Below are 12763 nucleotides of genomic sequence, written 5' to 3' on the forward strand. Positions count from 1 at the left end.
GATGTACCGACGCATCGTCGCTTCGCGGCCGGCAGGGGGTCTCCCCGCGCTCCCCGGCCCCGCCGGCGGATTCCTCTCGGGCCCCGGGCACTCGTGAGGCGCCCCGGCCTACTCCGCAGCCAGCCAGACGTCCCGCAGGTCCTGGTTCAGGTAGTGGCTCGGGGTGATCTTCCACCCCTGCACCTTCTTCCAGTGGGGGATGATCCGCTGCCACCAGAGGACGTGGAACTGGTAGACCTTCTCGTCCAGGACCCGCTGCTCGAACTGCCGGAGGAGCTTGAGCCGCTCCTTCGGGTCGGTGGCGCGGCTCTGCTTCTCGTACAGGTCGTTCAGGACCGGGTCGGTGTACCGCGCGTAATTGATCGGGCTCTTCTCCCGGCTGACGAACTTGTAGAGCTGCAGGTCTGGCTCGTCCATGAAGTCGCAGGCGAAGTCAATGCCCGTCTCGTAGTTCCCGGCGCGGAAGTCGGCGAAGTAGGGGCCTCCCTCCTGCGGGAGGTGGGTCACGTTCAGGCCGACCCGCCGCCACTGGTCAATGACGAAGACCCCGACCGCCTCGTAAGGCTCCTTGATGTTCCGGTTCTTCAAGGTAAAGGCGAACCCCTCGGGGACCCCGGCTTCCTTGAGGAGACGGCGGGCCTCCGCCCGGGCCGCCTCGATGTTGTGCCCGAAGCCGGCCAGCTTGGCCAGCTCCTCGTCCGAGGCGGCGAACGGCGAGCCGGGCCGCAGGAGGCCCCCCACCGGCTTCATGATGGAGATCCGGGAGAGGGCCTTCGAGCCCTCCCACCGGTCGATCGCGAGCGAGAGCGCTCGGCGGACCCGGACGTCATCGAAGGGCCTCTTCTCGTTGTTGATGGCCACGGTCATGTTGCAGACCCAGGGGCTCTCCTGGACCGCGAGCTTGTCCCCCAGGGCCCGGGCCAGATCCTCCCGGGCGGCCGGGTTGAACCCCCGGAACTCGATGAGGGCCTGCCCGCCACGGACCGCCGCCACGCGCGCCGCCGTGTCCCGGATGAAGACGGCCCGGTAGCCGTCCAGGTAGGGGCGCCCCTTGACGAAGTAGTCCGGGTTGCGCGTGGCCACCCAGTGGGAGCCCGGGACGTACTCCACGAACTTGAAGGGACCCGTTCCCATGATGTTCTTCTCGTACCACTTGGGGTCCTTGGCCAGCAGGTCCGCCTTGTAGATGAAGTTCCAGGGGGAGGCGAGGCTGGCCAGGAAGGAGGCGGAGGTCCACTTGAGCCGGAAGACGACGGTCACCGCATCCGGGGCCGCCACCTCCGCAACCATGGCATAGGAGGCCTTCCGCGCGCTGGCGACCCCCTCGGGCGGGAAGATGATCTTGTCGTAGGTGACCTTCACGTCCCGGGCCGTCAGGGTGCTCCCGTCGTGGAACCGGATCCCCCTCCGGATCTTGAAGGTGTAGGTCAGGCCGTCCTTGGAGACCGTCCAGCTCTCCGCCACGTCCCCCTCGATCTTCGGGTACTCGTCCGGATCGAATCGGAGGAGGGTGCTGTAGTGCGGCGCGGTCGGGTGCAGCATGGCGAACGTGGTCTCCCGGTGGCCATCGAACGAGGGCGGGGTCTCGGCAACGGCGAAGGTCAGGGTCCCTCCGGCCCGCGGCTCCTGCGTCCATGCATCCGGGGCCGTGCCCACGAGGAGGAGCCCCAGCAGGATCCCGACGACGGGCTGCCATCGGCTGGCCCCGCGCTTCCACCGCTGACACACTTTCATGGCGATGCCTCCTTCCCTCTGCGGTGCGATTGGTCTCATCGGGGGTCCCCGTCCGCGGCCCGGCGCACGGTGGGGGGGACCAGGCAGGACACGACGAGTGGAACCAGGCCCGGCCACCGTATCGTCCCGCCGGGCCAGCTGTCAAGGGCGCCGGCCCGATCCCGGGCGGCCTTAGGCCCGAATACAGGCGGCCCAGTGGCCCGGCCGGACCTCCCGCAGCGGGGGAATTCCCTGGGCGCACTCCGCGATGGCGAGGGGGCAGCGCGGGTGGAAGACGCAGCCGGCGGGCGGGTCCGCCGGGCTGGGCGGCTCGCCCCTCAGAACCGTGTGCTCCCGGGTGGCCTCCAGCGTGGGGTCCGGGATCGGGACCGCGGCCAGGAGGGCCTTGGTGTACGGGTGGAGCGGATCCTCGTAGAGGGCCTGCCGGTCGGCGATTTCCATGACCTTGCCCAGGTACATCACCACCACCCGGTCACTGATGTGCCGCACCACGCTGAGGTCGTGGGCCACGAACAGGTACGTGAGGCCGAATTCCTCCTGCAGGCCTTGCAGCAGGTTGATGATCTGGGCCTGGATCGAGACGTCGAGGGCCGAGACCGGCTCGTCACAGACGATGAGGCGGGGCTCGAGCGCGAGGGCGCGGGCGATGCCGACCCGCTGTCGCTGGCCCCCGGAAAGTTCATGGGGGTAGCGGTCCGCCAGATTCCCGCTCAGGCCGACCACCGAGAGGAGCTCCGCCGCCCGCGCGAAGCCCGCGCCCCGGCTGGCCACCAGGCCGTGGACGGTCAGGGGCTCCCCGACGATCTGGCCCACGGTCATCCGGGGGTTCAGGGAGCCATAGGGATCCTGGAAAATGACCTGGATCCTTCGGCGGAGCGCCCGCAGCTCGGCCTCGTCCACCCGGGCCAAGTCCTTCCCCTCGAAGAGCACCTCGCCGCCTGAGGGCCGCTCGAGCTGGAGGATGCACCGGACGGTGGTGGTCTTGCCGCAGCCCGACTCCCCGACCAGGCCTAGCGTTTCCCCTTCGCGGACGGAGAAGCTGACGTCGTCCACCGCCTTGATTACCCCCACGATCCGCTGCGTGAGGACGCCCGACGTGACCGGGAAGTACTTCTTCAGGTTCCGAACCTCGAGGATGATCCGGTTCCGCGACCCCCCGGCCCCGGGGATGGACCCTTCCGATGGCCCAGGGGCTTGTGCGCGGGGGTCGGGGGACACGGGCGCCTCGGTCATGGCACGGGACTCGTCGCGGGGCTGGCCAGGTTCTCCGCCACCCAGCAGGCCGACAGGTGGTCCCCGGTCACCGGCATCAGGGGCGGAACGTCGTGGGCGCACCGGGGGATCGCGAACTTGCAGCGGGGGGCGAAGCTGCAGCCTGGGGGCAGGCGCACGAGATCAGGCGGTTGCCCCTCGATGGGGTCCAGCTTGGCCTTCCGCGGCAAATCCAGCCGGGGCACGGAGCGCAGGAGGCCCAGGGTGTAGGGGTGCCGGGGGTCGTGGTAGATCTGCCGCGCCGTCCCCCGTTCGATGACCTTGCCGGCGTACATCACGTTCACACGATCGGCGTAGCGGGCCACGACCCCCAGGTTATGTGTAATGATGAGCATGGCCACGCCAAGGCGCTTGGTCAGGTCCTTCAGGAGCTCCAGGATCTGGGCCTGGATCGTTACGTCGAGCGCTGTGGTCGGCTCGTCGGCCAGGATGAGCTTCGGGCCACAGGAGAGGGCCATGGCGATCATCATGCGCTGGCGCATCCCGCCGCTGAACTGATGGGGATACTGGGAGAGGCGCCGCTCGGCGTCGGGGATGCCGACCAGCCCCAGGAGTTCGGCGGCCCGGCGCTCGGCATCGGTCTTCCTCATATTCAGGTGGATCTCCAAAGTCTCCGTGAGCTGGCGGCCGATGGTGAGCACGGGGTTCAGGGAGGTCATCGGCTCCTGGAACACCATGGCGATCTCTTTCCCCCGAACCCGGCGCATCTGTTCCGCGTCCAGCGTCAGGAGGTCCCGATCCTCGAAAAGGATCCGCCCCCCCACGATGCGCCCGGGAGGGTTCGGGATCAGCCGCATGATGGAGAGGGCGCTGACGGACTTCCCGCACCCGCTCTCCCCCACCAGGGCCACGGTCTCGCCCTCGCGGATGTCGTAGGAGACGCCGTCGACGGCGCGGACCACGCCTTCTGAGGTGGCGAAGTGCGTCCGGAGATTGCAGACCTCGAGCAGTCGGCCCACGGGGTTCATCCGTGCGGGCGCCGCTGGCGGTGGGCGGCCGCACTCCTGAGGCATGAGGCGAACACCAGTTCCCGGGATGGAGGGGAGTATAGCACGGGTTTCCCCGGGGCCTTGCCTTGACCCCCTCCCACAAATCCAGTAGACTTGCCTCGCGTTTCCCAACGAATTCGCGGAGTTGGCAGGCCCCACCGCCCAGAGGCACGCCTGGAGACAGCCCCATGGTGCACGTGTACCTGTTCCTGGCCCTGATCCTCGCCCTCCTCGTAGCCACCTTCGCTGTGCAGAACGCCGTCACTGTGAAGGTCCGGTTCCTGGTTTGGGACCTCGATAGCAGCCTGGTCGTCGTCATCCTCTTGGCCGCGGGGGTGGGGGCGTGCGCCTCGGCGCTCGTGAGCCTCCCCCAGGCGATCCGGGCGTGGGCCCGGCTCCGGCAGCGGGAGGCAGAGGTGGCGCGCCTCGCGGGCCAGGTCCGCCGGCTCGAGGACCGCGTGGCGGCGCAGGAGGAGACGGCCCGGGATTGGCCGACCGAGGAGGACCATGCGCCGGTCTAGGCGCGCGCTCCTCGCCGCCCTGCTCCTGACGGGCTGCGGCGGCGGGCGCTTCCTGAACGGCGTCTACCTGGATGAGGCCAAGGGGTTCCGGGTCGCCCTCCCGCAGGGCTGGGAGCGGGTCCAGGTGGAGGGGGCGGACCTGGCTCTCCGACCGCCGGGAGGGGGGGCCACGCTGGCCGTCGCTGCCTCGTGTCCCCCTGCCGAGGGGGGGGAGGCGGCCGTCCTCACCCGGCACCTCTTCTTCGGCTTGCGGCAGCGGGAGCTGCTCCGCCAGGAGCCGGTCAACGTGGACGGAACCGCGGGCCTCCAGACCCTGCTCAGCGCCACGCTCAACGGGGCCCCCGTCCTGGTGCAGTCGGTCGTCATCCGACGGGGCAAGTGTCTCTACGACCTGTTGGGGGTCGCCCGTCCGGAGGCGGCGTCAGGGGGAGCGACCGCCTTCGGGGACCTCCTCCGGGGATGGCAGTTCTTGCAGGGAGCACCATGACGACTGCGGCGAGCACGCGCTCTGTGGTGGTGGCGTTGGGTGATCGGGCGACCCGCCTGGTGGGCTACATGGGCGGGATCTCGGTCCTGGCGGGCCAGGCCTTCTACCAGAGCCTCTTCCCTCCTTACCCGCTGCGCTCCCTCCTCCAGCAGATGGACTACATCGGGGTCCGCTCCGCCGCCATCGCCGCCATCGCCGCCATCTTCACGGGGTTGGTGCTCGCGCTCCAGACCAGCTACGGGCTGGCCCGCTTCGGGGCGAAGGCCTACGTCGGGATCGTGGTCTCGCTCTCCATGGTGCGGGAGCTGGGGCCGGTCCTCACGGCCCTGCTGGTGGGAGGGCGGGTCGCCTCCGGGATTACTGCCGAGCTGGGCTCCATGAAGGTGACGGAGCAGATCGATGCCATGCGGGCGCTCGGGGCCAACCCGGTCAAGAAGCTGGTGGTCCCCCGGGTCCTGACGGCCATGATCGTGCTCCCCCTCCTGACCGTGGTGGCCGACGGCCTGGGGATCCTGGGGGGGATGGTCATCTCCCAGTGGGAATTCAACGTGGACTACCACTTCTACCTGAATACGGTCCTCCAAAATCTGAAGCTGGCCGACCTCCTCTCGGGCCTCGGGAAGACCGTCTTCTTCGGCTTCATCATCGGGATCGTGGGCTGCTACGAGGGGCTGGAAACGACAGGGGGGACGGAGGGGCTGGGGCGGGCCACCACGGCCACCGTGGTCACCTCCGCCATCCTGGTCCTCATCTCCGATTTCTTCCTCACGAAGTTCTTCTGGTGGCTGGAGGGCTGGTAGGGATGCGCACTCCCGCCATCCGGCTCGCCGGGGTTCGGAAGACCTTCGATAGCCAGGCGGTCCTCCAGGGCGTGGATCTGGAGGTGGCTCCCGGGGAGACCATCACCATCATCGGGGGGAGCGGGACCGGCAAAAGCGTCCTGCTCCGCCTCATCATCGGGCTGATCAAGCCCGACGCCGGCCAGATCTGGATTGACGGGGAGGAGATCACCCCCCTCCCCGAGGCGAAGCTCCTCCCGATCCGCCGGAAGGTGGGGATGCTGTTTCAGGGCTCGGCCCTCTTCGACTCCCTGACGGTGGCCGAGAACATCGCCTTTCCGCTCCGGGAGCACACCCGGATGGGGGAGGGGGAGATCCGGGACCGGGTCCGGGAGGTCCTGGAGCTGGTGGGCCTCCCCGGCGTGGAGGAGAAGGAGCCGGCCGAGCTGTCGGGGGGGATGAAGAAGCGGGTCGGGCTGGCGCGGGCCATCGCGCTCCAGCCCCGCATCATCCTATACGACGAGCCCACCACCGGCCTGGACCCCAGCAACATCGAGAAGATCACCGAGCTCATCACCAACCTCAAGGAGAAGCTGGGGGTGACTTCCGTTGTGGTCACCCACGACATGCAGAGCGCCTTCAAGGTTTCGGACCGCATCGCCATGCTCCACCAGGGGCGAATTGCGGTGGCCGGAACGGTCGCGGAGATCGAGCACTCGGACCTGAAGCTGGTGCGGGAGTTCATCTCGGGCCACCTGGAGGCCAGCTGACGCGCTGGGTCGAGAGAGGGGGGACGCGATGGCGAACCATCAGGACCTCGGGCTGCGGCTCCGGGTCGGCCTCTTCGTGGGGGGGGTGCTCATCCTCTTCATGGCCTTCGTTCTCGTGATTGGCAGCCAGAGCCGCGTCTTCGAGCGGCGGTATGCGCTCCGGACCTCGTTCAACGATGTCCAGGGGCTGATCACCGGGGCGCCGGTCCGGCTCGCGGGGGTCGCGGTGGGGACCGTCACGCAGATCGCCTTTAGCGGGGACCCCCGTGACCCGCGGCTGCGGGTGGAGATGGCCGTGGACCAGCACTTCCAGGATCGGATCCGCGCCGACTCGGTGGCCACGATTGGCACCATCGGCCTCGTGGGGGACAAGATCCTCGAGATCACCGTGGGAAGCGCGGGGGCGCGGGTCCTGGAGCCCGAGGAGGAGGTGCGGAGCGTGGACCCCCGGGACTACACCCACTTCGTCGACAAGGGGGCGCTCCTCCTGGACCAGGTGACGAAGACGGCGGAGACCCTGAACCGGGTCCTGGTGGGCTTCGAGGGGGGGGACACCCAGGAGGACATGACGGCGACCCTGCGCTCCATCCAGCGGACGCTGGGAGCGGTGGAGAAGGGGCCCGGCCTCCTGCACAGCCTCATCTACGGGAAAGAAGGGGCGCAGCTCCTGGCCGACCTCGGCCAGGCCGCGACGAATTTGAAGGCGCTCACCGCCCGCCTCGAGGCGGGGGAAGGGCTCGTGGGGGCGCTGACCCGCGGGGACTCCACCCTCCTCAAGACGCTCGAGGCAGACCTGCGAAAGCTGGACCAGATCCTAGATGCGGTCCAGCGGGGCGACGGCACCCTGCACGCCCTCATCTATGGGACCGAGGGGCGGTCCGTCCTGAAGCATCTGGAGGAGGCCGCCACCTCGTTCCAGGGCCTGGCGGGCCGTCTGGACCGGGTGGCCTCGGCGCTGGAGCGGGGCGAGGGGGTGCTCGGGACCCTCCTGACGGACCCCCAGGGAAAGGCCCTCCTGACCGACCTGAAGGCGGCGACGGCCAGCCTGCGCGCCGTCACGGGCCGTCTGGAGCGGGGCGAGGGGACGCTCGGGGCCCTCCTGGAGGACCCGACGGTCTACGAGGATTTGAGCCGGCTCCTCCGGGGGGCGGAGCGGAGTGCGCTGTTGCGCTCCCTCATCCGCTCCACCATCGACTCCGGGGGGGCAGACAACACCCCCCCGCCGGCCCAGTGAGCCTGCGCCGGAGGGCCGCTGACCGCCTCCACCGGGCCGGGATCCCGTCGGGAAACATCGCGCACATGATGGAGTGGATGGCCGCATCCCTGTCCGACCTCTCCTCCGCCCGCCCGGCGCGTCGGGTGGACGCGGGGGACGCCCGGAGCCCGCAGGAGACCGCGGGCTTCCGCCGCGCCCGCGTCCTCCCGGCGTGAGCTCCCCGGTGGGCTCCGCCCTCAGCCGCTGGGCGTATCGGCTTGCCCTCACGGCCCTCATCACGATCACCGTGGCCGCGCTCGTGTGGCTGGCTGCCGCCTTGGCCCTGCAGCTGCCTCCCGTCCAGGAGCGCCTGCGGCAGGGCGTGGAGGCGGCGGCCGCCCGCCTCGGGCGGGCCATCACGGTGGGGAGCTTCCGCCTGAGCCCCACCTTCACCTTCCTCGAGCTGGAGGAGGTGCAGGTCGCCCGCGGTCCGACCTTCCAGGGAGGGAGGGTCGTGGCCATCGCGCGCCTGCGCCTCTACGCGGACCTCTGGGCCCTCCTCCGAGGGGTAGTCCTCTTCCAGACGGTGACCGCGGACGGGGTGGAGGTGGTGGGCCACATCGGAGACGCGGAGGTCTCCAACGTGGCGGCCCTCTCCCGCCCTGACCTCGGGCCGGTGCGCCTGCGCCTCCTCCAGGTCCGCCGGGCAGCCGTCACCCTGGAGGGGCCCGACCGCTCGGTCCGGGCGAGTGGCCTCGACTTCGACCTGACGGTGGAGGGGGTCGGGCGCTCCCGTCTCGCCCTGCGCCTGCCGCGCCTCGAGGCGGCCTGGCGGAACCGCCAGCTCGTCCTGGAGGAGATCGCGGGCCGGATGCAGACCCAGGGGGAGACCGTGACGGTGGAGGAAGTGGGCGCCCGCCTCCTCGGTGGGCGCATGGAGCTCCGGGGAGCGATGACCCGTTTCGGATCCAGGCCTACCCTGCAGCTCCGGGGGGAGGGGACGGGCCGCCTGGAGGCGCTCGCCGCTCTCCTCGGGTGGCAGGGCCGGTGGGACGGAGCGCTCTCCTTCCAGGGGGGGGTGTCGGGGCCGGTGGCGAGCCCGGCCCTGGAGGGAATGGTCGAGCTCTCTGACGGCCACCTGTTCGGGTTCGCCGTCGCGAGCGGCCGGGGCAGCCTGCGGGCCGGGGAGGATGGCGTCCGCCTCGAGGAGGTGACCCTCGCGGCCATGGAGGGTCGGGCCCGCGGCACGCTTCGGTTTCCCGCGGAGGCCGGCGGCGGGACCGCCATCCGGGTGACCGCCGATGCCCTCGCCATGCCGGGGGTCCTCGCGGGCTTTGGGTGGCGGGTCCCGGCCACGGGTGCCGTCAGCGGGGAAGCCGCGTTCACTGTCCGGCGCGGCGGGAGCACGGGACGCTTCGACATCACGGTCGCCGAGCTCGCGCCCACCGCCCGGCCGGGAGCGAGGGGAGCCGCAGCCGCCGCGCTGCGCCTGGAGGGCAGGGAGGTGGTGGTGGAGCGGTTCGCCCTCACCCTCCCCCAGACGAGCCTGACCGTCGGTGGGCGGACCGAGGGGGGACGCTACGACCTCACGGTGGAGGGCCGCCTGGGGGATGTGGGGGAGATCGCCCTGCTCTTCGGCCTGCCCCGCTCCGGCGGGAGGGCGGTCGTCAGCGGGCGCGTGACCGGGCCCGTTGCGGCGCCGCAGGTCTCGGCCACCCTCGTCTGGGACCGCCCGCTCCTGTACGGGGCCCCGCTCGACCGGATCGTCGCGACAGTCGAGGGGGAGGGAGCCACGCTACGCAGCGTCCGCCTCCGCGCCGTCCGGGGGGAGACGGAGGGGGAGTTCGGGGGGCGGATGGCCGTGGTGGAGCGGGCGGAGGGGGAGGGGTGGGATCTCAGCGTCGACCTGACCGGCCGGATCCGACGGGGGCGCCTCGAGGATCTCCTCGGGCTGCTGACGCCGCGCCCCCTCCCGCTCCGGGGGGCGCTCACCACCGAAGCCCACCTCACGGGTCCGGTGACAGGGCTCCGGGGAACAGGACAGGTCCGGATCACCCGTCCCTTCCTCATCCGGGAGCGGTGGGACGGGGCCGAGTTCACCTTCGCCCTGGAGCCCCGGCGGCTCCGGGTGTCGCAGGTCCGGGTGTGGCGGGGGAGCGAGGAGGTGGTGGGAGAGGGGAGCCTCGCCTACGATGGGCGCTATGCGTTCGCTCTCACCGCGACTCCGGTCGCCCTCGCGCGCTTCTCCGCCTTCGTCGGGGTCCCGGTGGAGGGGACGGGGGCGCTGACCGCGCGGGGGGAGGGGCACCTCGAGCACCCCGGCGTCCGCGCGGAGGTCCTCCTCCAGGGGCTCGCCATCGGCGGGCTCCCGTTGGGGAGCGCGACGGCGGACCTGCGTCTCGCCGACGGGACGTGGCACCTCGACGCGGCGTTCGCCAATCCCCAGGTCCGGCTGGTGGCGGCGGTGGAGTCGGATCCGGGTCGGCCGTATCGGGTCCAGGCCCGCTTCGCCGACACGGACCTCACCCCCCTCCTGCGCCGCCTGGATCCCGACGCCCTCGGCGCCACGACGGCTGCCGCCACCGGGAATCTGACCCTCGAAGGCCTGGCGGAGGAGGGCGCGCCCCGCATCGGGAGCCTGGACCTGAGTGCTCTCCGGGTGACGGTGCAAGGAGAGACCTGGGACGCCCTCCCGCCCATGCGGCTGGACTACGCGGACGGGGCCCTGGAGCTCACCGCCTTTCGCCTCAGGCGGGACGGGGGGGTTCTGACCGCCGCCGGGCGGCTCGCCCCCGGGAGGCGGTGGGAGCTGCGCCTGGATGGGGAGGTCCCCCTCGTCATCCTCACGCCGCTCTTCCCCGCCGTGGAACGCCTGACGGGGAACGGGGAGGTGGCCCTCCGGGTCGCGGGGCCCTGGGGGGCGCCGGCGGTCGAGGGGGGGGTGGAGATCCGGGATGCGCGGCTCCTGCTCCTGCGGTATGTCGAGCCGTTCCAGGAGATCTCTGGCGAGGTCCGATTCGCCGATGGCGCCATCCTCTCTCGGCTGCGGGGGCGGCTGGGGGAGGGGCGCCTGACGGCCGACGCGCGGGTCCGGCGGCTGGACGGCCGGTGGGGCGTCGAGCTCACCTTCGCCCTGACCGCTGCCGAGGCAGACCGCGTCCTGCGTGTCGCGGGGACGGACCGGGGGCGAGTTGCGGGGAGGCTGAACGCCGACGGGGCGCTCAGCGCCGAGGGGGGGGACGCCGCTGCGCTCTGGCGGAGCCTGGGCGGGCGCCTCAACCTCCAGATCCTGGGCGGCCAGGTCCGCCGGTTCCGGACGCTGGCGAAGGTCCTGGGGTTCCTGAACCTGGCTGAGCTCTTCGACATGGCCCCGGGCTCGGACCGGGCGGACCGGGCCTGGCCCTACGCCCAGATCGCCGGCACCTTCGCCGTGGAACGGGGGGTGGCCCGGACGCAGGATTTGCGCCTGGAGAGCAGCACGATGCGGGTGGCGGCGGTGGGCGGGATCGATCTGGCGGGCGAGACCCTCGACCTCACGCTGGCGGTCCAGCCCCTCCAGCGGCTGGACACGGTGCTCAGCCGGATCCCGGTCGCGGGCTACATCCTCACCGGCCGCGAGGGCCGCTTCGTCACGGTCTACCTGACCGCGACGGGGCCGGTGGACGATCCGCAGATCCGCGGCGAGACCCTCACGACGCTGGGGCGGGGGCTCACCGCCTTCTTCGAGCGCCTCCTGGGCGTCTCGGGCCAGCTCCTCCCGGCCCCGCAGTAGGAGCCCGCCCCGGGGCCGCCCGCCGGCACATTCCCCCGCCGGGCGCCTGGCTCGGCCAGCCCCTCCGGCACCCGCGGGGGACACCCTCATCGGGAAGGAAGGGGGAAGCCATGGCAGAGATCTCCATGCAGGACCTCATGCCGCTCTTGCTCAGCGCAGCCACGGCAGGCGCCCAGTCGGCGCTCCGGATCGGTCTGATCCTCCTGGCGGGCTCGCTCGGCGTCCGCTTCCTCCGCGCCGGCCTGCAGCGCCTCGAGGCGCTGCTGATCAGGACGGGAGAGGTGACCGAGACCGACTCCGAGGCCGCCCGGAAGCGGGTGACGACCCTTGTGAGCCTGCTGCGGACGCTCGCAACGGTGGTGATCTGGGCCGTCGTCGGCGTCGTCGTCCTGGCCCAGCTCGGGCTGGACGTCACCCCGATCCTCGCCGGCGCCGGGATCGTGGGCCTGGCGGTCGGCTTCGGCGCGCAGAACCTGGTCCGGGACCTCATCAGCGGGTTCTTCCTCGTGCTGGAGAACCAGGTGCGGGTCGGCGATGTGGCGATCGTGAACGGCACGGGGGGCCTCGTCGAGGCGCTCACGTTCCGCACGATCGTCCTGCGGGACCTCGCCGGGGTCGTCCATGTCTTCCCGAACGGCACCGTCGATACCCTTTCCAACATGACGATGGGATGGTCGGCCTACGTGATCGATGTCGGGGTGGCCTACAAGGAGGACACCGACCGGGTCGTCGCGGTCCTGAAGGGGGTGGCCGAGGAGCTCCAGAAGGACCCGGCCTACGGGCCGCTGATCCTGGAGCCGCTCGAGGTGTTCGGGGTGGATGACTTCCGGGAGTCGGAGGTGACCATCAAGGTCCGGCTGAAGACCCAGCCGATCCAGCAGTGGACCGTCGGGCGCGAGTACCGCCGCCGGATCAAGCAAGCCTTCGACGCCGAGGGGATCGAGATCCCTTTCCCGCACCGGACGCTCTACATGGGCGAGGCGAGCAAGCCGTTCCCGGTCCTGTTGGCGGACGGGAGTGCAAGGGCGGGCGCGACCGGCTAGCGGGGGAGCGCGGGACGCCTGGTGGGCGCCGGTCCCCGGGCGGGTTGGTCGGCGCCCGGTCGCGTGCTATAGTCCGTCCACCCTGGAGGGGAGATGGCCGAGCAGTGGCCCCGGATCGACCTGACCCGGCTCAAAACGTACCCGCTCCGATCGCGCGCCAGCAAGGTGCAGGCGGCGGACCTGGGGAGGGCCTGGACACGC

General features: G+C 71.2%; 10 protein-coding genes. 7 read left to right on the top strand and 3 right to left on the bottom strand.

What is annotated here, in order from left to right; translation table 11 throughout:
• Positions 1–108: 108 nt before the first annotated feature.
• From VGT06_11500 to VGT06_11510, 3 genes are all read right to left on the bottom strand, one after another.
• On the bottom strand, positions 109–1734 hold the full coding sequence (locus VGT06_11500) for an ABC transporter substrate-binding protein (protein HEV8663744.1): 1626 nt from the start codon (positions 1732–1734) through the stop codon (positions 109–111).
• A 171-nt stretch (positions 1735–1905) separates the two neighbouring features.
• Positions 1906–2967: an oligopeptide/dipeptide ABC transporter ATP-binding protein gene (locus VGT06_11505; GenBank protein ID HEV8663745.1), complete on the bottom strand. Its 1062-nt coding sequence runs from the start codon at positions 2965–2967 to the stop codon at positions 1906–1908.
• Complete coding sequence (locus VGT06_11510; GenBank protein HEV8663746.1) at positions 2964–3965, bottom strand: ABC transporter ATP-binding protein; 1002 nt, start codon at positions 3963–3965, stop codon at positions 2964–2966. The genes VGT06_11505 and VGT06_11510 overlap by 4 nt, the downstream gene beginning before the upstream one ends.
• 218 nt (positions 3966–4183) lie before the next feature.
• On the opposite strand from VGT06_11510, the gene VGT06_11515 reads away from it, so the two are divergent.
• The 7 genes from VGT06_11515 (at position 4184) to VGT06_11545 (ending at position 12562) form a co-directional block, all read left to right on the top strand.
• Positions 4184–4516: a LapA family protein gene (locus tag VGT06_11515; protein HEV8663747.1), complete on the top strand. Its 333-nt coding sequence runs from the start codon at positions 4184–4186 to the stop codon at positions 4514–4516.
• Positions 4503–5003, top strand: a complete 501-nt coding sequence (locus tag VGT06_11520; protein HEV8663748.1) for a hypothetical protein — start codon at positions 4503–4505, stop codon at positions 5001–5003. The genes VGT06_11515 and VGT06_11520 overlap by 14 nt, the downstream gene beginning before the upstream one ends.
• On the top strand, positions 5000–5803 hold the full coding sequence (locus VGT06_11525; GenBank protein ID HEV8663749.1) for an ABC transporter permease: 804 nt from the start codon (positions 5000–5002) through the stop codon (positions 5801–5803). The genes VGT06_11520 and VGT06_11525 overlap by 4 nt, the downstream gene beginning before the upstream one ends.
• Before the next feature lie 2 nt (positions 5804–5805).
• Positions 5806–6552 (top strand): ABC transporter ATP-binding protein, encoded by a 747-nt coding sequence (locus VGT06_11530; GenBank protein HEV8663750.1) that lies wholly within the window; start codon positions 5806–5808, stop codon positions 6550–6552.
• A gap of 28 nt (positions 6553–6580) precedes the next feature.
• On the top strand, positions 6581–7786 hold the full coding sequence (locus tag VGT06_11535) for an MlaD family protein (protein ID HEV8663751.1): 1206 nt from the start codon (positions 6581–6583) through the stop codon (positions 7784–7786).
• 193 nt (positions 7787–7979) lie between these two features.
• On the top strand, positions 7980–11519 hold the full coding sequence (locus VGT06_11540; GenBank protein HEV8663752.1) for an AsmA-like C-terminal domain-containing protein: 3540 nt from the start codon (positions 7980–7982) through the stop codon (positions 11517–11519).
• Between the two features lie 110 nt (positions 11520–11629).
• On the top strand, positions 11630–12562 hold the full coding sequence (locus tag VGT06_11545) for a mechanosensitive ion channel family protein (protein ID HEV8663753.1): 933 nt from the start codon (positions 11630–11632) through the stop codon (positions 12560–12562).
• Positions 12563–12763 lie beyond the last annotated feature (201 nt).

The sequence above is a fragment of the Candidatus Methylomirabilis sp. genome (genome assembly GCA_036000645.1).
Classification (GTDB): domain Bacteria; phylum Methylomirabilota; class Methylomirabilia; order Methylomirabilales; family JACPAU01; genus JACPAU01.

Coding starts and splice junctions, on each gene's coding strand:
- VGT06_11500 (HEV8663744.1), bottom strand. CDS start 1,734: ATGAAAGTGTGTCAGCGGTGGAAGCGCGGGGCCAGCCGATGGCAGCCC.
- VGT06_11505 (HEV8663745.1), bottom strand. CDS start 2,967: ATGACCGAGGCGCCCGTGTCCCCCGACCCCCGCGCACAAGCCCCTGGG.
- VGT06_11515 (HEV8663747.1), top strand. CDS start 4,184: ATGGTGCACGTGTACCTGTTCCTGGCCCTGATCCTCGCCCTCCTCGTA.
- VGT06_11520 (HEV8663748.1), top strand. CDS start 4,503: ATGCGCCGGTCTAGGCGCGCGCTCCTCGCCGCCCTGCTCCTGACGGGC.
- VGT06_11525 (HEV8663749.1), top strand. CDS start 5,000: ATGACGACTGCGGCGAGCACGCGCTCTGTGGTGGTGGCGTTGGGTGAT.
- VGT06_11530 (HEV8663750.1), top strand. CDS start 5,806: ATGCGCACTCCCGCCATCCGGCTCGCCGGGGTTCGGAAGACCTTCGAT.
- VGT06_11535 (HEV8663751.1), top strand. CDS start 6,581: ATGGCGAACCATCAGGACCTCGGGCTGCGGCTCCGGGTCGGCCTCTTC.
- VGT06_11545 (HEV8663753.1), top strand. CDS start 11,630: ATGGCAGAGATCTCCATGCAGGACCTCATGCCGCTCTTGCTCAGCGCA.